The 17,470-nt window shown below is 61.3% G+C and carries 21 protein-coding genes; 7 read left to right on the forward strand and 14 right to left on the reverse strand.

Going from position 1 to position 17,470, the window contains the following annotated elements:
* Positions 1-1,239, forward strand: coding sequence for an acetyl-CoA C-acetyltransferase (locus K3175_RS06335; RefSeq protein WP_221542548.1), 1,239 nt, complete (start codon positions 1-3; stop codon positions 1,237-1,239).
* Here the strand turns inward: K3175_RS06335 and ppk2 are convergent.
* Positions 1,236-2,015 carry a polyphosphate kinase 2 gene (gene ppk2 / locus K3175_RS06340; RefSeq protein WP_221543139.1) on the reverse strand — a complete coding sequence of 260 codons (780 nt, stop codon included), beginning with the start codon at positions 2,013-2,015 and terminating at the stop codon, positions 1,236-1,238. The genes K3175_RS06335 and ppk2 overlap by 4 nt on opposite strands.
* 43 nt (positions 2,016-2,058) lie before the next feature.
* On the opposite strand from ppk2, the gene phhA reads away from it, so the two are divergent.
* Positions 2,059-3,000 (forward strand): phenylalanine 4-monooxygenase, encoded by a 942-nt coding sequence (gene phhA, locus K3175_RS06345; protein ID WP_247710759.1) that lies wholly within the window; start codon positions 2,059-2,061, stop codon positions 2,998-3,000.
* A gap of 78 nt (positions 3,001-3,078) precedes the next feature.
* Here the strand turns inward: phhA and K3175_RS06350 are convergent, their stop codons facing one another.
* From K3175_RS06350 to K3175_RS06375, 6 genes are all read right to left on the reverse strand, one after another.
* Entirely contained in the window at positions 3,079-3,324 is a 246-nt protein-coding gene (locus K3175_RS06350) for a hypothetical protein (protein WP_221542549.1), read from the reverse strand.
* Positions 3,325-3,483: 159 nt separating this feature from the next.
* A complete protein-coding gene (locus tag K3175_RS06355; protein WP_221542550.1) occupies positions 3,484-3,759 on the reverse strand; it encodes a hypothetical protein in 276 nt (91 codons plus the stop codon).
* 69 nt (positions 3,760-3,828) lie between these two features.
* Positions 3,829-4,083: a GlsB/YeaQ/YmgE family stress response membrane protein gene (locus K3175_RS06360; RefSeq protein ID WP_221542551.1), complete on the reverse strand. Its 255-nt coding sequence runs from the start codon at positions 4,081-4,083 to the stop codon at positions 3,829-3,831.
* Between the two features lie 94 nt (positions 4,084-4,177).
* A complete protein-coding gene (locus K3175_RS06365) occupies positions 4,178-4,972 on the reverse strand; it encodes an undecaprenyl-diphosphate phosphatase (RefSeq protein WP_221542552.1) in 795 nt (264 codons plus the stop codon).
* 80 nt (positions 4,973-5,052) lie between these two features.
* Positions 5,053-7,197, reverse strand: coding sequence for a M13 family metallopeptidase (locus K3175_RS06370; protein ID WP_221542553.1), 2,145 nt, complete (start codon positions 7,195-7,197; stop codon positions 5,053-5,055).
* A gap of 127 nt (positions 7,198-7,324) precedes the next feature.
* Positions 7,325-9,052, reverse strand: a complete 1,728-nt coding sequence (locus K3175_RS06375) for an ABC transporter transmembrane domain-containing protein (protein ID WP_425594833.1) — start codon at positions 9,050-9,052, stop codon at positions 7,325-7,327.
* 259 nt (positions 9,053-9,311) lie between these two features.
* Here K3175_RS06375 and K3175_RS06380 point away from each other — a divergent pair, with 259 nt between their 5' ends.
* Positions 9,312-10,547, forward strand: coding sequence for a polyhydroxyalkanoate depolymerase (locus K3175_RS06380; protein ID WP_221542554.1), 1,236 nt, complete (start codon positions 9,312-9,314; stop codon positions 10,545-10,547).
* 46 nt (positions 10,548-10,593) lie between these two features.
* Positions 10,594-10,908, forward strand: coding sequence for a hypothetical protein (locus K3175_RS06385; protein ID WP_221542555.1), 315 nt, complete (start codon positions 10,594-10,596; stop codon positions 10,906-10,908).
* A gap of 328 nt (positions 10,909-11,236) precedes the next feature.
* On the opposite strand, the gene fghA is transcribed toward K3175_RS06385, so the two are convergent.
* Genes fghA through K3175_RS06410 form a run of 5 tightly spaced genes read right to left on the reverse strand, consistent with a single transcriptional unit; the run spans position 11,237 to position 14,456 of the window.
* The gene (gene fghA / locus K3175_RS06390; RefSeq protein ID WP_221542556.1) at positions 11,237-12,076 is read right to left on the reverse strand and encodes an S-formylglutathione hydrolase; all 840 of its coding nucleotides are present in this window, start codon (positions 12,074-12,076) and stop codon (positions 11,237-11,239) included.
* Positions 12,073-12,576: a prolyl-tRNA synthetase associated domain-containing protein gene (locus K3175_RS06395; RefSeq protein ID WP_221543142.1), complete on the reverse strand. Its 504-nt coding sequence runs from the start codon at positions 12,574-12,576 to the stop codon at positions 12,073-12,075. Before K3175_RS06395 ends, fghA begins: the two co-directional genes overlap by 4 nt.
* Before the next feature lie 2 nt (positions 12,577-12,578).
* The gene (locus K3175_RS06400; RefSeq protein WP_221542557.1) at positions 12,579-12,971 is read right to left on the reverse strand and encodes a VOC family protein; all 393 of its coding nucleotides are present in this window, start codon (positions 12,969-12,971) and stop codon (positions 12,579-12,581) included.
* Positions 12,972-12,993: 22 nt separating this feature from the next.
* Positions 12,994-13,347 (reverse strand): cupin domain-containing protein, encoded by a 354-nt coding sequence (locus K3175_RS06405; protein WP_221542558.1) that lies wholly within the window; start codon positions 13,345-13,347, stop codon positions 12,994-12,996.
* Complete coding sequence (locus K3175_RS06410; RefSeq protein WP_221542559.1) at positions 13,347-14,456, reverse strand: S-(hydroxymethyl)glutathione dehydrogenase/class III alcohol dehydrogenase; 1,110 nt, start codon at positions 14,454-14,456, stop codon at positions 13,347-13,349. The genes K3175_RS06405 and K3175_RS06410 overlap by 1 nt, the downstream gene beginning before the upstream one ends.
* Before the next feature lie 100 nt (positions 14,457-14,556).
* On the opposite strand from K3175_RS06410, the gene K3175_RS06415 reads away from it, so the two are divergent.
* From K3175_RS06415 to K3175_RS06425, 3 genes are all read left to right on the forward strand, one after another.
* Entirely contained in the window at positions 14,557-14,922 is a 366-nt protein-coding gene (locus K3175_RS06415) for a hypothetical protein (protein ID WP_247710760.1), read from the forward strand.
* A 67-nt stretch (positions 14,923-14,989) separates the two neighbouring features.
* Entirely contained in the window at positions 14,990-15,457 is a 468-nt protein-coding gene (locus K3175_RS06420) for a hypothetical protein (protein WP_221542560.1), read from the forward strand.
* A gap of 76 nt (positions 15,458-15,533) precedes the next feature.
* Entirely contained in the window at positions 15,534-16,205 is a 672-nt protein-coding gene (locus tag K3175_RS06425; RefSeq protein WP_221542561.1) for a glutathione S-transferase family protein, read from the forward strand.
* A 45-nt stretch (positions 16,206-16,250) separates the two neighbouring features.
* Here K3175_RS06425 and K3175_RS06430 read toward each other — a convergent pair whose 3' ends face one another.
* On the reverse strand, positions 16,251-16,583 hold the full coding sequence (locus K3175_RS06430) for a hypothetical protein (protein WP_221542562.1): 333 nt from the start codon (positions 16,581-16,583) through the stop codon (positions 16,251-16,253).
* A gap of 46 nt (positions 16,584-16,629) precedes the next feature.
* Positions 16,630-17,445 (reverse strand): bifunctional DNA-formamidopyrimidine glycosylase/DNA-(apurinic or apyrimidinic site) lyase, encoded by an 816-nt coding sequence (mutM, locus tag K3175_RS06435; RefSeq protein ID WP_221542563.1) that lies wholly within the window; start codon positions 17,443-17,445, stop codon positions 16,630-16,632.
* Between the last annotated feature and the right edge of the window lie 25 nt (positions 17,446-17,470).

The raw sequence follows: 17,470 nt of genomic DNA on the forward strand, positions 1-17,470 counted from the left end.
ATGAACGAAACCAGCCTTCGCCGAGTCGCCATTTGCAAGCCGCTGCGCACCCCCGTGGGCAAATTCCTGGGCAGTCTCGCCCCGATCGAGGCAGGTGAACTGGGCGCGATCATCATCCGGGCGCTGGTCGAAAGATCGGGCATCGATCCGGCCCGCGTCGACGATGTGGTTTTCAGCCAGGGCTACGGCAGCGGTGAAGCGCCCGCCATCGGCCGCTGGAGCTGGCTTGCCGCAGGCTATCCCATCGAAGTGCCGGGCTTCCAGCTCGACCGCCGCTGCGGTTCGGGCCTGCAGGCCGTCGCCACGGCTGCGATGATGGTCCAGACCGGCGCTGCCGATTGCGTGCTGGCAGGCGGCGTCGAAAGCATGTCCAATGTCGAACATTACACCACCAAGGCGCGCCACGGGGCGCGGCTGGGCGACATGGTGCTGTGGGATCGGCTCACGCGGGGCCGCCTCATGAGCCAGCCGATCGAACGGTTCGGCGTCATCACCGGCATGATCGAGACGGCGGAAAATCTGGCCAAGGATTACGGCATCAGCCGCGAAGCCTCGGACGAGTTGGCCGTCCGCTCGCACCAGAACGCGGCCACGGCCTGGGCAGAATGCAAGTTCGACGAGCAGGTCGTGCCGGTGGAGATTCCCCAGCGCCGCGGCGATCCGGTGATTTTCGCAAAAGACGAAGGCTTCCGCGAGGATGCCGATATGGAGAGCCTGGCCAAACTGCGCGCCATCGATGGCAAGCGCGATCCAGAGGCCATCGTTACGGCGGGCAATGCCAGCCAGCAGAACGATGCGGCCGCCGCCTGCCTCGTGGTTGCGGAAGACAAGGTGGAGGAACTGGGCCTCGAACCCATCCTGTGGTTCCACAGCTGGAGCGCGGCGGGCTGCGATCCTTCGCGCATGGGCATCGGACCGGTCCCCGCAGTGGACCGCCTGTTCGCGCGCAGCGGGCTCGGCTGGGACGATATCGGGCTGATCGAACTCAACGAGGCCTTTGCCCCGCAGGCGCTGGCCGTGATGAAGGGCTGGGGCTTTGCCGAAGACGACAGCCGCCGCGACATCGTGAACGTCAATGGCTCGGGCATCTCGCTCGGCCACCCCATCGGCGCCACTGGCATCCGCATCCTGGCCGATATGGCGCATGAAATGCAGCGCCGCGAAGTACGCTATGGCCTGGAGACCATGTGCATCGGCGGCGGGCAGGGCATGGCCGCCGTCTTCGAACGCGCTGTTTAGCTGTCCGGTACAGTCGGGATCGGCTGGAGGACGCCGTAGCTTTCCTCCAGCGGCGCGTGGCCGAGATCGGGAAAATCGATTGCGGCCGCATCGCACTGTGTGTCGGGCAGCCGGTCCAGCAGGTCGCGCACCAGCGTCAGCCGCCCGCGCTTCTGGTCGTTGAAATCGACCAGCGTCCAGGGCGCATGATCCGTATGCGTCCGCGCGAGCATGTCTTCGCGCGCCCTGGTGTAGGCATCATATTTGGCCCGCGCGGCAAGATCGATGGGCGATAGTTTCCAGCGTTTCAGCGGATCGTCCAGCCGCTCGCGCAGCCGCTCCTCCTGCTTTTCCTGATCCGCGCCCAGCCAGTATTTGAATAGGAGCATACCGTCGTCGACCAGCATCTTTTCGAAGGTGGGTACCTGATCGAGGAAATGGTCGACTTCATCTGGCGTAGCGAAGCCCATCACCTTTTCCACCCCGGCGCGGTTGTACCAGCTGCGGTCGAACAGCACGATCTCCCCGGTGGTCGGCAGGTGGGGGACATAGCGCTGGAAATACCACTGGCCCTGCTCGGCGTCGGTCGGCTTGCCCAGCGCCACGACATGGCATTGGCGCGGGTTCAGCTTTTCGGAAATGAAGCGGATGGCACCGCCCTTTCCCGCCGTGTCGCGTCCCTCGAACAGCACCACGATGCGCTGCCCGGTCACCCGCGCCCAGCGCGCCATGGCCACCAGCTCCTCCTGCATCGGGGCCAGCAGGGCCTCGTACCGCTTGCGTTTCACCTGCGAAATCTCCCCATTTGTAACCGCCGGACAATGCGCTTAAATAGGATGTATGGCTACACTCGCAGAACCAGAGCACGACTTTACCCGTTTGCCGGAAATGCCGGCGGATGTCTTCACCGCGCCGCTGAAGAAGCCCGCCCATGTCGGCGACGACTGGCTCGAGCCCAAGCAGACCGAATACGACAGCGACGACGATGCGATCTGGAACGATCTGTTCAAGCGCCAGATGGAGATGCTGCCCGGCCGCGCCGCGACCGCGTTCATGGAAGGCACCGAAAAGCTCGATCTGGGGCGGGGCGGAGTCCCTGAATTCGGGAAATTGTCGGAAGAACTGGACAAGCTCACCGGGTGGAGTGTGGTGCCCGTCCCCATGCTGATCCCCGATCACGTATTCTTCTGGCATCTCGCCAACCGGCGCTTTCCGGCAGGAAACTTCATCCGCACGCGCGAGACGTTCGATTACATCCAGGAACCCGATGTCTTCCACGATGTCTTCGGGCACGTGCCCATGCTGACCGATCCGGTTTACGCGGATTACATGCAGGAATATGGCAAGGCCGGCTGGAAGGCGATGCGCTACAACCGGCTGAAGGCCTTGGGTTCGCTTTATTGGTACACGGTCGAATTCGGCCTGCTGGAAGAAACGCCGGGCGATATCCGCGCCTATGGCGCTGGCATTCTCTCCGGTCCGACCGAAGTGGTCTATTCGGTCGAGGCGGAAAGCCCGAACCGGATCATGCTGAACGTCGACCGGGTCATGCGCACCGATTACGTGATCAGCGATCTCCAGCCGACCTATTTCGTCATCTCCAGCTTCGAGGATCTCTACCGCCAGACGGTGGAGCGCGATTTCGACAAGCTGTACCGCAACCTAGGTCCCGGCTTCACCTATGCCAATACGGCGGTGATCGACGTGGACAATGTGGTGAACCGCGGTACGCTGGAATACACTTTACGCGGCGGTCGCGGCAGCGGTGCCAAACCTGTCTGACGCCAGCCTATGTGACACATAAAAACGGGCGCCGGATTGCTCCGCCGCCCGTCTTCTTTTCCGTAAGTACGGAGAAGATTACATGGTTTCGTCGACCTGGTCTTCCATGTTTTCTTCCATGGCGTCGGTCTGGTCGTCCATCGCGTCAGCCTGTTCGTCGGTGATTTCACCGCTGGCTTCCATTTCGTTGACCTGAGCGTCGCGGTTATCTTCCATCTGCTCGATGTTGTCTTCGGCCTGGTTTTCAGCAGCGCTGTCACATGCAGCAAGGCCCAGCGACATAGCAGCAGCCGAAACGACGAGAGCGGTCTTGTTGAACTTCATTTTGATTCCCCTTGGTTAATCACGAGCCACATGACGGCGGGTCCGCATGCGACTTTCATGGCCAAAATGTGTCAGACCGCTCTATGGTTCCCGATTTCTTAAAAGAAAGCGGCCCGGGATCGCTCCCGGGCCGCTTCCAGCATACTTCAAACCGTTCGATTACATCGTCGATTCGTCGACGGTGCTGCCGATGGGTTCGTCATTCGTGCCCATGTCGGTATCGCCTTCAGCAGCGTCTTCGACACGGTCGGCCTGCTCTTCCATCACATCGGCTTCAGCGTCGGTGATCTGGCCTGCATCTTCCATAGCGTCAGCTTGGTCTTCCATAGCTTCGGCCTGCTCTTCGGCAGCTTCTTCCTGGGGGCTGTCGCAAGCGGCGAGGCCGAGGCTGAGGACGGCAGCAGAAGCAACGATAGTAGCTTTGGTGAACTTCATGAGATTTCCCTTTACGCGGATGCGCACCCCACGGCCGCTATCCGGCCTTCTGGATAAAAGGAACTTCGCTTAACGCAAGGCCTTCTGACGAAAGAGATTATAGGCTGTTATCAGCACTACAGCGCCGAGCGTTGCCCACAGCAAAGTGATGCCCTGGATCGAACCGAGGAACATGCCTCCCGAAGTGGCGACCCCGACCACGACCGAACCGATGGTGCCTGCAAGTATGTTCCTGACGACGCTGCGACCATCTTCGAGCCGCAAGAATATGGTCGCGAGCCAACCGAGCAATGCTCCGGCAACTATAAGAATAATCAGGCCCATTTCAGTACTCGCAAAAATATTCGGTCGCGCTCAGTGTAATAAATTCCCGCATACGGGAGATGGTTCCTGAAAAGCGCCGGAAATTAAAGATGAATTACAGGAAGAGCAGCAGCGCAGATCCGAGGATGACCCGGTAAATGACGAAGACCAGCATGGAGGCTTTCTTCAGGAAATTCATCAGGAACATCATCGTGGCCAGCGCGGCAAAGAACGTCAGCACGCCCGTCACCAGCGCGTCCTGCTGCATCTGTGCGGTCGCATCCGCGAGGTCGAGTGCGGCCAGCAGGCCCGCACCGGCCACTGCTGGAATGGCCAACAGGAACGAGAACCGCGCCGATTCGACCCTGGTATAACCCAGCGCCCGCGCAGCGGTCATGGTGGAGCCGGAGCGGCTGGTGCCCGGAATGAGGGCCAGCGCCTGTGCACAGCCGACCAGGATCGCGTCTCGGAGCGTCATATCCTCATAAGCCTTGGTCTGCTTGCCGAAGCGATCTGCGAGACCCAGCAGGATGCCGAAGATGATCAAGTTGGTCGCAACCAGATCGGTCGAGCGAAAGCCTTCTAGATAACCGCCCGTCTTGATGAAGAGCCCAACGGCGACGGCCGGGATGGTGCCGATCAGGACAAACCAGAACAGGCGGCGCTGTTCATCGTCCTTGCCCAGCCCGACGCTGGCGAAGCCGCCCCGGGCCAGGCCGAGGACATCCTTCCAGAAATAGAGAATGATCGCGAGCAGCGAACCGACATGCACGGCCACATCGATGAGCGGGCCCTGGTCGGGGAAGTCGGTCAGCTTGGGAATCAGGATCAGATGGCCCGACGATGAGATCGGGAGGAATTCCGTGATGCCCTGGACGATCGCGATGATCAGTTCTTGGAGGAAGGTCATGGGGTCCGTTCCATGAAGAAAGGGCGGAGCAAGTCAAGCGACCTGCTCCGCCCATTTCCTTTTTCACACCGTGTTGCGGCTTACCAGATGCTGATGCGCTCTTCCGGCGGGAGGTAAAGCGCGTCATCCTTGGTCACGTTGAACGCCTTGTACCAAGCGTCCATGTTCCGCACGATGCCGTTCACGCGGAACTCTTCGGGGCTGTGCGGATCGGTGGTGAGGCGCTGACGTGCGGCAGCTTCGCGCTGCTGCGAACGCCAGACCTGCGCCCAGGCCAGGAAGAAGCGCTGATCGCCGGTCAGGCCGTCGATCACCTTGTCTTCCTTGCCGTTCAGCGAGAGCTTGTAGGCACGGTAGGCCAGGCTCAGCCCGCCGAGATCGCCGATATTCTCACCGAGCGTCAGGCGGCCATTCACACAGGTTTCGCCATCGTCCAGCGGGCAGTAGGAATTATACTGTTCCACCAGCGCATCGCCCAGCTTGTCGAAGGCTTGGCGATCGGCATCGGTCCACCAGTTGCGCAGCATGCCGGTGCCGTCCGACTTGGAGCCCTGATCGTCGAAGCCGTGGCCCATTTCATGGCCGATCACACCGCCGATGCCGCCATAGTTCACCGCCGGATCCGCACTGATGCCGAAGAACGGCTGCTGCAGGATGGCGGCGGGGAAGACGATCTCGTTCTTGGTCGGATTGTAATAGGCATTCACCGTCTGCGGCAGCATATACCACTCGGTCCGGTCGATCGGGCCGCCAAGCTTGCTCAGCATGTCGTTCCAGGCCCATTTCGAAGCCTCGATACGGTTGGCAATCGGCGAGGCTGGCTGGATCGTCAGGCCTTCGTAGGTTTCGAGATTGTCCCGGTAACCGATCTTGGGATCGAAAGCGTCCAGCTTGGCGATCGCCTGCTTTTTGGTATCGCGGCCCATCCAGTCGAGTTCCTCGATAGAGTTCGCCATCGCCCGGCGCAGATTGGCGACGAGTTCGTCCATCGCCGCCTTGTTTTCCGGCGGGAAATAGTCGGCGACATAGGATTTGCCGAGCAGTTCGCCCATCAGGCTTTCGGTTTCACCGATGGCGCGCTTCCAGCGGGGGCGCTGTTCGGGAGTGCCGTTGAGCAGCGTGCCGTAGAAGGCGAAATTCGCATCGTCGAACCGCTTGGGCAGTACTTCGGCGTTGCTGGAAAGGAAGCCCTTGGCGGTCCACGCCTGCAGCACATCCATCGGCGTTTCGAGGATAAGCTGCATCGCGGCGGGCATGCCGCCGCCGATCTTGGCGAGGGTTTCCGCATCGAGGCCGAGCTCTTCGGCGCGTTCCTGGCTCGGCGGGAGGTCGGTCACGATGAAACGATCGACATCTTCGAAACCGCTGGCAGTCAGCATTGCCGCGAGCGGGAAGCCGCCAGCCTTGGCGTTGAGCTCTTCCGGCGTCAGCGCATTGTAGGTCAGGTCGTCATTGCGGCGCGTCGCGCGGTCCCAAGCAACCTTGCGGGCCAGCGAATCTTCGAAGTCATAGACCTTCTGCGCCATGCCGGCGGCATCCGAATAGCCAGCTTCGCCGAGCAGGAAGGCGAGGTATTCGCGATATTTCGCCTGGATGTTCGCGCCCTTCTCGCTCTCGTCGAGATAATAGTCGCGGTCGGGCAGGCCGAGGCCGCCGGATCCGGCATGGACCGAATAACGCGTCGGCTCTTTCGCATCAACTTCGACATAGGCGAAGAGCGGCGAGGAATAGCCCGGGCTACCCCAGAGCTCTGCCAGGCTGGCGAGCGTTTCGGCGCCCTTGATTTCTTCCAGATAGGGCTGCGCCGGAGCGAGGCCGGCTGCTTCGATGGCGGCCGTATCCAGATAACCCTCGTAAGCATCGACAATGCGCTTTTCATTGGCGGTCAGCGTGGCAGGGTCTTTCGCAGTCAACCTGTCGACCAGCGTCTTCACGTCCGAAGTCGACTTTTCGCGCAGCAGGTTGAAAGCGCCGAAGCGGCTGAATTCTGCCGGCAGCGGATTGGCATCGAGCCATTTCTGGTTGGCATAGGCGAAAAAGTCGTCGCCCGGATCGATATCCTGCGAGATGGAGGCCGGATCGAAGCCCCAGTCGCCGAATTCCATCGTGGGCAGCGGGGTTTGCTCTGCTGCCGGTGCCGTCTCGGCGGCATCTTCCGCCATGGCAGGTGCGCAGATGGCGAGGGCCAGTGCCGATGCGCCAAGCGTCAAAATTCTCGATTTCATGAGTGCAGTCTCCTTCAGGCAGCCGACCGCGCTCGCAGGAGAGCAGGCGACCTCGTGCAGTTTGGATAGCATATTGAGGCGACGGGAGTCGCCGTTCGTCGGATGGACGGCGAATTTGGTCGAACGGTCAGGCCGCTTCATCGCCGAACTGAAGCTTCGACAAGCGCGCATACAGCCCGCCATTTACCGCTAGCTGATCATGCGTTCCCTGCTCGACCATTCTACCCTGATCCATGACCACGATGCGGTCCGCCGCCCTCACCGTGGCGAGCCGGTGAGCGATCACCAGCGTGGTGCGGTTTTCCATCAGGCGGTCGAGCGCATCCTGCACCAGCCGTTCGCTTTCCGCATCGAGCGCGCTGGTTGCTTCGTCCAGCAGCAGGATCGGGGCATCGCGAAGGAGCGCACGCGCAATGGCGAGGCGCTGGCGCTGGCCGCCCGAAAGCTGAGTCCCGTCCTCGCCCAGATGGGTATCGAGCCCTCGCGGCAGATTTTCGAGAAAGTCCGCGGCGTTTGCGACCTTGGCAGCCTGCCAGATTTCTTCCTCGGTGGCGTCCCATTGGCCATACCGCAGATTGTCCCGCGCACTGGCGGAGAACAACACGCCTTCCTGCGGAACGAGGGCAATACGGCGGCGGATTTCCGCCGGATCCGCCTTTGCGAGCGGAATTCCATCGAGCCTGACAGTGCCCGCCTGCGGGTCGTAAAAGCGTTCGGCCAGCTGGAACAGCGTGGACTTGCCCGCGCCCGATGGGCCCACAATGGCCACAGTCTCGCCGGGTTCGACCTCCAGCGTGAAATCTTCCAGCGCGGCAGTTTCGGGCCGCGTCGGATAGCGGAAGGTCACATTGCGGAACGACAGGCCGCCGCGTGCCGGCTTTGGCAGCGGCATGGGGCTTTCCGGTGCGGAAATCTCCGGCTCGGCATTAAGCAGCTCGGCAAGCCGGCTGGCCGCGCCCGCTGCGCGCAGCAGGTCGCCCAGAACTTCGGTCAGCGCGCCGAAGCTGCCCGCAGCGATGACGCCTGCGAAGACGAAAGCCGCGATGGTACCGCCCGTGATCACGCCTTCTTCCACCAGCAGGGCGCCGCGCCACAGCAGAACGGTAATCGATCCGAAGACCAGTGTGATGAGGATCGCCGTCATCACCGCCCGGATCAGGATGCGCTGCCGCGCAATATCGAACGTGCGTTCTACGGCGTCGCCGAACCGCTCGCCTTCGCGCGCCTGCTGGCCGAAGGCCTGTACGATCTTGGTCGCCGACAGGACTTCCGTCACCATCGAGCCGACGTCGGCAACGCGGTCCTGGCTGGTGCGGCTGACCTTGCGGAGCCGGGATCCGAAGATGGCGATGGGGATGATCACCACGGGAATGCCGATGACGAGATAGAGCGCCAGCTGCGGCGCGAGCCAGAAGAGATAGCCGACGCTGAGGACGGCCATGATGAGGTTGCGCAGGGCGACCGAGAGCGTGGTGCCCACCGTCTGCTCGATGATCGCGGTATCAGCGGTCATCCGGCTCGAGATTTCCTTGGGGCTGTTGGTCTCGAAGAAGGAAGGAGAAAGGCGCAGCAGGTTTGTGTGCACGGCCTTGCGCACATCCGCGACAACGCGTTCGCCCAGCCAGCTGACGAAATAGAAACGCAGGGCGGTAAAGATGCCCAAGGCGCCCACCAGGATCAGGAGATAACGGAACCAGCGCCCGATATCCGCCCCGCCTTCGGCCGCAAAACCGCGGTCGATGATAAGCTTCAGCGCGCTCGGCAGCGCCAGCGAGCTGATGATTGCGGTGATCAGCAGGGCCGCGGCGGCCAGGACCAGCTGTAATGGATAGGCCTTGGCAGCATCGTACACCATGCGCAGCGGTTTCAGGCTGCGGTTTTCGCCGTCGCGTCGCCGCCCGAATATCCGGCGGCGAGCTTTCTCAGGTGTACCCGTCTCGTCCATGTGCGCCCAGTTAGGCGCGGGGAGCGCTAAAATCCACACCGCTGCGCCGCAAACGGCACTTTTACACTGTTTGTGCATTGCACAATCGCGAACCAATCGTCACATTGTGGCAAATCGGACGTGCCGCGGAAAAAGCCATAACAGTGCGGCCAGCAGGGAACGCCAGCATATGCTCTACCACCTTCACGAACTCCAGAGGAGCTGGCTTTCCAGCGCCAGCACCTTTGCGTCGATCGGCTCGGAAATGCTTTCGAATCCGGCGCTGTCTATGGGTTACATGGGGATGGGCCAGATGGCCGCCAGCGCGCTGGAAGTCTTCGCCCACGCAACGGCGACTTATGGCAAACCGGCCTGGGGGATCGAACACGTGACCGTGGATCGTGACCAGTTTCCAGTGGTGGAATCCACCGTGCTCAACAAGCCCTTCGGTGATCTCAAGCGATTCCACCGCGAAGGTCTTCCGGAAGATGCGCCGCGCCTGCTGGTGGTCGCGCCGATGAGCGGGCATCACGCCACGCTTCTGCGCGGTACGGTCGAACGCATGCTGCAGAACTACGTGGTTTTCGTCACCGACTGGGCCGATGCGCGCGATGTCCCGCTGCACGAAGGCGAGTTCGATCTCGATGATTACATGGAATATGTGATCGAGTTTCTGGAGCATATCGGCCCGGGCAAAAACGGCGGCGGCGCGAATGTGATGGCGGTGTGCCAGCCCTCGGTGCCGGTTTTCGCTGCCACTGCGATCATGAACCGCGACGGCAATGAATGCGCTCCGAAAACGTTGACCATGATGGGCGGGCCGATCGATACGCGGTGTTCACCCACCAGCGTCAACGATCTGGCGATGGAGCGGCCGATAGAGTGGTTCCGCCATAATGTGATCGCCACTGTGCCGGTGCAGTATCGGGGATCGGGGCGTAAGGTCTATCCGGGCTTCATGCAGCTGGCCGGCTTCATGACCATGAACCTCGGGAATCACATGATGAGCCATTACGAGATGTTCAAACACCTCAACAAGGGCGACGATGCGAGCGCGCAGGCGACGAAGGATTTCTACGACGAATATCGCAGCGTCTGCGACATGACGGCGGAATTTTATCTGCAGACTGTGGTGGAGGTATTCCAGAAACACTCCATCCCCAACGGCACCTTCATGCACCGCGGCAAGCGCGTGGATCTGGGAGACATCACGGAAACCGCGCTGCTCGCCATCGAAGGCGAACGGGACGATATTTCTGGCCTGGGTCAGACCCGTGCCGCACTAGAGCTGACGCCCAATCTCGATGTCTCGAAAAAGCGCTACTACATGGCGGAAGGTGCCGGGCATTATGGCATCTTCAACGGCAGCAAATGGCGCGACCGGATCGCGCCGGTGGTGGAGGAATTCATCGCCGCGCATGGGTGAGGGGTGTTTTTCCCTGAGAGGATGAATCGAAGAGGCGACCTCGGGCATGTATGAAGAAGAGGATAATGCGGTTCACATCTCCTTCCAGTGGGTAGTCGGTGATACACGGGCGCTCGAACAAAATGTGCGTGAAATGATCGGCTTTGATCACTCGTATGGGATTGCGGTTTTGTCTCGACTGGTCGCGTTTTTGCTGACCTATTTCGTGGCGAAGGCCTTACTACCGAATACTGACTTTTTCGTGCTCATTTGGATTGTGCTCGCTGCCAGTCTCTCAATTTGGGTCTCGCTGGGAGTTGAGATTTCTCTCATGAGGATGCTTGAACGATTGCAAGCAGACGACCCCAAACGAGTTGGCTGAAATTCAGTTTGGCTGGACACATCGGGGGTCTCTTGGAGCACTGAAACCAGCGAGGATTATACAAGCTGGCTAGGTGTTATCGATGTAGTCGAACGAGAAGGTTCGCTCTTCATTAAGACCGGACCAGCTCATGGCTATTACATTCCACCTAGGATCTTCGCATCCTCAGACGAACTTGCGAAATGCAAGAAGCTAATCGAGAGGTTGAGAAAAGATCCAGTCCCTTCCAAGCATCTCGTCGAATCTGGCGAAGGCATGGTCAAACATTAAGAGGCGCCATCGGCGCGCGCGATTGAGCGCTCTGGCTCGGAAAATTGCTTAATCGGGATCATTTCAACTTCTCCGCATGCCAGGCTACATGCTCGGCCATGAAGGTCGAGATGAAGTAATAGGAGTGGTCGTAGCCCTCCTGCATGCGGATGTCCGCGGGAATGCCGGCCTTGGCGCAGGCCATCGACAGAAGGCCGGTCTTGAGCTGGTCCTCGAGGAAATTGTCCGCCGTACCTTGGTCGACCAGCAGATGATCGACCCGCGCGCCGTTCTCGATCAGCGCGACTGCGTCATATTCTGCCCATGCCGCGCGGTCCTCGCCCAGATAGCGGGCTAATGCCTTTTCGCCCCATGGCACCTTGCTGGGCGCGACGATCGGCGCGAAGGCGCTGATGGAGCGGAAGCGGTCCGGATTGCGCAGTCCGATGGTCAACGCACCGTGGCCGCCCATCGAGTGGCCGGTGATCCCCTGCCGCGCCGGGTCGACCGGGAAATTCGCCTCGACCAGGCCGGGCAATTCGTCCTCGATATAGCTTCGCATCCGGTAATGCTGCGCCCAAGGGGCCTGTGTCGCATCGACATAAAAGCCTGCGCCCTTGCCGAAATCATACTCGTCTTCCGCATCGGGCACATCCTGCCCGCGCGGGCTGGTATCGGGGGCGATGAAGATCACGCCGTGCTCCGCGCAAGCTGCGCGGTATTCGCCCTTTTCGGTGACGTTGGCATGCGTGCAGGTCAGGCCCGACAGATACCACAGCACCGGCAGTTTCGCGCCATCGGCATGCGGCGGCACATAGACTGAGAAGGTCATCTCCGTGCCGGTGCTTTCGGAGTGATGCGAGAGAACGAACTGTTCGCCGCCAAAGGCCTTGTTCTGCGAAAGGTATTCGAGTGTCATCGGGTTTCCTGTGCGGGTATGTCTGCGACCAGCGGCGCATGCCCCCAATGTTCGAGCAGTCGCAAGCAGTCCGCGCCGGACAGGCCGATGGTCGCGGTATTGCGAAGGGGGTGGACATTGATCCGGTCTGCCTCTGCCAGGGTCCGGTCGAGGACCACGGTGATGCTTCCCGGCGCGGCGTTGATCGCGCCCAGCGGCGTGACCGAGCCCGGCGTCAGGCCCAGCAGCCGGTCCATGTCCTCGGGCTTGCCGAAGCTCACCCGCCTGCAGCCAATCGCCTGCGGCAGAGCCTTCAGGTCCACGCGCATTTCGGCGGGCACGGTCACCAGCCAGAACGCGCCGCCTGCATCTTTTAGGAACAGGTTCTTGGTGTGCTCGCCGGGAATGGCGTCTTTCACACCGCGGCTTTCCGCCACGGTGAAGACCGCTTCATGGTCGTGATGTTCGAAGGGGATCGCGAGCGCGTCCAAATCGGCCCGCAATCCCGCTTCGCCGCGCATGCTCACTTGGGGCGATAGATGCCGCAAATCTTGTGGCCGTCGAGATCGCGGAAATAGGACAGATGCACATCGCCCATGCTGGTCTGACGAAGGCCGGGGGCATCCTCGCATGTCGTCCCGCCCGCGGCGATGGCGACATCGTGGAGTTCCTTCACCTGTTCCGGCGAAGAACATTTGAAACCCAGCGTGAAGCCATTGGCGCAGGTCGCCGCCTCGTCATTGATCGGCTGCGACAGCGCCAGCACGTTGCCGTCATGCATGAAGAACACTCGCTTGTGGCCGCTGTCGGACGTATTGTCCATCGAACCGGCCGCCCCCAGCACGCTGAGGACCTTCTCGTAGAAAGCCTTCGATTTCTCGATATCGTTGGTGCCGATCATGACATGATTGAACATGGGTACTCTCCTCGCTTTGGTTTCAGGCGTCGACCGCAATCGTAGCGGTTTCGGGATCGCCGGTGTTGGGGGAATCTGCCGGGTCCAACAGCAGGACCTGAACCTCTCCCTTGCGTGCGTTGGGCCTGTGTTCCTCCCCCGCCTCGATCAGGAGCAGGTCGCCCGGATGCAGAGTTTCGGTACGACCGCGAAACTCGATGTCGAGCTCGCCGTCGAGGCACAGGAACAGCTCGTCATGAGTGTGCCTGTGCCATTCGAACTCCCCCTCGAGCCTCGCGATACGCACCTCGTGACCCTCGTATCGCGCGACAATGCGCGGCGCCCATCGTTCGGTGAACGTGCCGAACTTTTCGGCGAGGGTCACTTTGCTGGCCATCAGTCGTAAACCACCACGCTGCGGATGCTTTCGCCCGAATGCATCAGGTCGAACGCCTTGTTGATTTCTTCCAGCTTCAGAACATGCGTGATCATCGGGTCGATCTGGATCTTGCCGTCCATGTACCAGTCGACGATCTTTGGTACGTCGGTCCGGCCCTTGGCGCCGCCGAAGGCCGTGCCGCGCCAGTTGCGGCCCGTGACCAGCTGGAACGGGCGCGTCTCGATGGTCTTGCCGGCTTCGGCAACACCGATGATGATGCTGGTGCCCCAGCCTTTGTGGCAGCATTCGAGCGCCTGCCGCATCACCTCGGTATTGCCGGTGCAGTCGAAGCTGTAATCCGCGCCGCCGTCGAGCATTTCGACCAGCGTCGCCACCACATCGTCGACATCCTTGGGATTGACGAAATCGGTCATGCCGAAATGTTCGGCATAAGGCTTCTTGTCGGGGTTGATGTCGACGCCCACGATCCGGTCCGCGCCCGCCATCTTCGCGCCCTGGATCACGTTGAGGCCGATCCCGCCAAGGCCGAAGACCACCACATTGTCGCCCGGGCGCACATCGGCGGTATTGACCACCGCGCCGACGCCGGTCGTCACGCCGCAGCCGATGTAACAGCTGGTCTGGAAGGGCGCGTCCTCGCGGATTTTCGCCACTGCGATCTCGGGCAGGACCGTGAAGTTCGAGAAGGTCGAACACCCCATGTAATGGTAAATCGGCTTGCCGTTATAGCTGAAGCGCGTGGTGCCATCGGGCATCAGGCCCTTGCCCTGCGTTTCGCGAATGGCGCTGCAAAGGTTGGTCTTGCCCGACAGGCACATTTTACACTGGCGGCATTCGGGCGTGTAGAGCGGGATGACGTGGTCGCCCGGCTTGACAGAGGTCACGCCCTTGCCGACTTCGCGTACGATGCCCGCACCTTCATGGCCGAGCACGCTGGGGAACAGGCCCTCACTGTCGAGTCCGTCCAGCGTATAGGCATCGGTATGGCAGATGCCGGTCGCCTTGATCTCGACCAGCACTTCGCCTTCTTTCGGGCCTTCCAGATCGAGTTCGACGATTTCCAGCGGCTTCTTCGCTTCGAATGCTACGGCTGCTCTGGTTTTCATGGCGCGTATATCTCCTTTGGCGATCGGGCCTAGGGAAGGGCGCTGGCGCTCGCAAGACGTGTTGCTTGCCGTTCAGCGTGCAGGATATAGAAGTGGCCGCATGAAACTGCTTATGGCCCCGCTCGCTGTCCTCATGCTCTCTCCCGCCGCACAGGCGCAGGAGACTGCGGCAACGCCGCAGCTCACCGCCCAGCAATCCGCCACGCTGCGCTGCTCGGCCGCCTTCGCCATCGTGGCGCAGGGGCAGAGTGAAGGCGTCGAGGCTGCTCTGGCCTATCCTCCGATGAACAAGCGGGGGCGCGAGTTTTTCGTGCGCAGTACTGCGCGATTGATGGATGAGCTGAGCCTTGACCGCACCGCGTTGCAGGAACTCGCGGCGAAGGAAGCGCGTGACTTGCAAAATGAAGGTGCGGTGGACGAGGTGATGCCCGCCTGCCTCATGATGCTGGACGCTTCGGGGCTTTAAGCGGTGTTCAGGCCCCTGTCAGCGGCAGCGGCCTATCGATCCCGTGAACTGCCGAATGGGGATAGCAATGCGTAAACTTATCTTGGCGACTATGGCGACTGCGGCTCTTGCCGCACCGATGTCGCTGTCGGCTCAGGAAGTCGTGGAGATTGGCGAGCCGATTCACAACCAGGACGCCTCGCAAGATCTTTCCGGCTTTGCCGAGCGCATGCAGGATCCGGATACGCAGCGCGAGCTGGCGCTGATGGTTCGCACCATGGGCGAAGTCCTGCTCGACCTGCCGATCGCCCCGCTAGTTGCTGCCGCGGGGGAGATGAGCGAAGACCTGACCGGCAAGGATCTGCCCCCAGTCGATCCGGATGCGACGCTGCGCAAGATTGCGCCGCTCAGCAGCCGCGCCCCGGAAGAGATCGAACGCAACCTTCCACGCGCCCTCAATGCGATGGGATCGATGGCGAAGGCGCTCGAAACCATGGCGCCCACTCTCAGGGACATGGCCGCCCGGATGAAGACCATCACCCCGCAAGCCAATTGAAAAACGTCGCAAAACTTTGACCGCGCAGTGACTGCCAGTGGACGCGGGCGCGCCGCTGATGCATGAGCGCTCCAGCATGTGGCAGCTGCACCAATTCCCTTTGTGTCCCTTCAGCCGGAAGCTGCGTCTCCTCATGGGGGAGAAAGCGGTCGCCTATGAGCTTGTCCGGGAAAATCCCTGGGAAGCGCGCGATGCGTTCTGGCAGCTCAATCCGGCGGGGCGGACCCCGGTGCTTCACGATCCCGCGCGCCGCGTAATCCTGTGCGATAGCCAGGCGATCTGCGAATTCTTCGAAGAAACGGTCGAGCGCGTGCCGATGATCTCGGGCAATGCGATGCAGCGCGCCGAAATCCGCCGCCTGACGGCCTTGTTCGATGAGAATTTCTATAACGATGTGACAGAGCCCGCACTGCACGAGAAGATGAAAAAGCGGCTGGTCCTGCGCCAGCCGCCCGATGGGCAGGTGCTGCGCCAGATGGGCCGGTTACTGCATGGCCACCTCGATTATATCGACTGGCTGGTCGATACGCGGCAATGGCTTGCGGGCCCGCAGCTGAGCCTCGCCGACCTGACCTGCGCGGCGCATCTCTCTGTGGTGGATTACCTCGGCGCGGTCGACTGGCGCGGGCACGAGCAGGCGCAGGGCTGGTACATGGTCATGAAAAGCCGCCCCAGCTTCCGCCCGCTGCTGAGCGAGAAGATGGACGGCCTGCCCCCGCCACGGGAATATGCCTCGCTGGATTTATGAGTTCAGTCGCTTTTCGGGATCGGTCCGCGTTCCCTTTCGCGGCAATCAATTTGTCTTTTGCGCCGTGAGAAGCAGATCAGCCGCTGGGCGGAAGTCGACATGCCCCATTGTTTGTCGGCTTAAGCATTGAAGCGCCGAAGTCTCTGCATCAGTCCGCTCCTCAGGATCTTTCAAGACTTTGATTTTCATTACCTGCGGTGACTCGACCACGACCTCGATCAGGTTCTCTGCCTTGCATTTCTCAATGAGGCGGTCGGCATGAGCCTGCAAAGTTTCCGTGGTGGGAGGAACCCATGTTGCCGTGAGAGAAATCAGCAATCCAATAGCAGCAAACCCTCTGCCGCATGCCTTGAGACGAGTGATTGCGCTCGATTTCACTCTGCGATTGTAATCGAAAAGAGCAGAGATTGCATCTCTTTCGACTTCACCTCTGACAAACCGGACAAAACCACGTGCTTCTCCCGCCCTGCACGATGCGGCGGATCGTGCCGCTGTCCTCGTGGTGGCAGGGCTCGCCCTCGCGTCCGTAGACGTGGAAGCGGGTGGCGAAATAGCCGAGATTTCCGTCGGGCTGGGCGAAATCGCGCAAGGTGCTGCCGCCGTCGCGGATGGAGCGCTCCAGCACGTCCTTGATCGCGGGGACGAGGCGGCGGAGCTGCGGCATGGTCACCTTGCCGCCGGCCTTTCGCGGATGGATGCCAGCATGCCATAGCGCCTCGCAGACATAGATATTGCCGAGACCCGCCACGATGCTCTGGTCGAGCAGCAGCAGCTTGATCGCTTGTTTGCGTCCCTTGGTAGCCTCGCGCAAATGTTCGGGGGTGAGGTCGTCGCCTAGCGGCTCCGGCCCCAGCGCGGCGAAGGGTTTCCACGTCACCAGCTCTTGCGCCGTCATCAGATCGACCGAGCCGAAGCGACGCGGATCGTTGAGTGCGAAGCGGTGGCCTGCGGTCTCGATCACCAGATGGTCGTGCTTTTCGTCCTCTGCCGGGTCGATTCGCCAGCGTCCGCTCATGCCGAGGTGGAACACCATCGCGTGGTCGCGGCTGGTGTGGATGAGGCCGTATTTCGCCCGGCGCGAGAGGTGCGTGACGCTCGCCCCGGTCAGTGCCTGCACCAGATCGGGCGGGAAGGGGCGGCGCATGTCGGGGCGGTTGACCGTCACCCGCGTGATGGTCTCGCCCTGCAGGAACCGCGCAAGGCCGCGCACCGTTGTTTCGACTTCGGGAAGCTCTGGCATGAAAACCCCTCTAACACCCTTTGCG

The organism is Qipengyuania aestuarii (assembly GCF_019711535.1).
Lineage (GTDB): Bacteria > Pseudomonadota > Alphaproteobacteria > Sphingomonadales > Sphingomonadaceae > Qipengyuania > Qipengyuania aestuarii.

Bases quoted from the DNA above. Each gene is read 5' to 3' on its own strand.
- phhA (WP_247710759.1), top strand. From the start codon at position 2,059: ATGGCTACACTCGCAGAACCAGAGCACGACTTTACCCGTTTGCCGGAA.
- K3175_RS06420 (WP_221542560.1), top strand. From the start codon at position 14,990: ATGCGTAAACTTATCTTGGCGACTATGGCGACTGCGGCTCTTGCCGCA.
- K3175_RS06385 (WP_221542555.1), top strand. From the start codon at position 10,594: ATGTATGAAGAAGAGGATAATGCGGTTCACATCTCCTTCCAGTGGGTA.
- K3175_RS06370 (WP_221542553.1), bottom strand. From the start codon at position 7,197: ATGAAATCGAGAATTTTGACGCTTGGCGCATCGGCACTGGCCCTCGCC.
- K3175_RS06360 (WP_221542551.1), bottom strand. From the start codon at position 4,083: ATGGGCCTGATTATTCTTATAGTTGCCGGAGCATTGCTCGGTTGGCTC.
- K3175_RS06335 (WP_221542548.1), top strand. From the start codon at position 1: ATGAACGAAACCAGCCTTCGCCGAGTCGCCATTTGCAAGCCGCTGCGC.
- K3175_RS06415 (WP_247710760.1), top strand. From the start codon at position 14,557: ATGAAACTGCTTATGGCCCCGCTCGCTGTCCTCATGCTCTCTCCCGCC.
- K3175_RS06355 (WP_221542550.1), bottom strand. From the start codon at position 3,759: ATGAAGTTCACCAAAGCTACTATCGTTGCTTCTGCTGCCGTCCTCAGC.
- K3175_RS06395 (WP_221543142.1), bottom strand. From the start codon at position 12,576: ATGCGCGGCGAAGCGGGATTGCGGGCCGATTTGGACGCGCTCGCGATC.
- K3175_RS06400 (WP_221542557.1), bottom strand. From the start codon at position 12,971: ATGTTCAATCATGTCATGATCGGCACCAACGATATCGAGAAATCGAAG.
- fghA (WP_221542556.1), bottom strand. From the start codon at position 12,076: ATGACACTCGAATACCTTTCGCAGAACAAGGCCTTTGGCGGCGAACAG.
- K3175_RS06410 (WP_221542559.1), bottom strand. From the start codon at position 14,456: ATGAAAACCAGAGCAGCCGTAGCATTCGAAGCGAAGAAGCCGCTGGAA.
- K3175_RS06365 (WP_221542552.1), bottom strand. From the start codon at position 4,972: ATGACCTTCCTCCAAGAACTGATCATCGCGATCGTCCAGGGCATCACG.
- mutM (WP_221542563.1), bottom strand. From the start codon at position 17,445: ATGCCAGAGCTTCCCGAAGTCGAAACAACGGTGCGCGGCCTTGCGCGG.
- K3175_RS06380 (WP_221542554.1), top strand. From the start codon at position 9,312: ATGCTCTACCACCTTCACGAACTCCAGAGGAGCTGGCTTTCCAGCGCC.
- K3175_RS06375 (WP_425594833.1), bottom strand. From the start codon at position 9,052: ATGGTGTACGATGCTGCCAAGGCCTATCCATTACAGCTGGTCCTGGCC.
- K3175_RS06350 (WP_221542549.1), bottom strand. From the start codon at position 3,324: ATGAAGTTCAACAAGACCGCTCTCGTCGTTTCGGCTGCTGCTATGTCG.
- K3175_RS06425 (WP_221542561.1), top strand. From the start codon at position 15,534: ATGTGGCAGCTGCACCAATTCCCTTTGTGTCCCTTCAGCCGGAAGCTG.
- K3175_RS06405 (WP_221542558.1), bottom strand. From the start codon at position 13,347: ATGGCCAGCAAAGTGACCCTCGCCGAAAAGTTCGGCACGTTCACCGAA.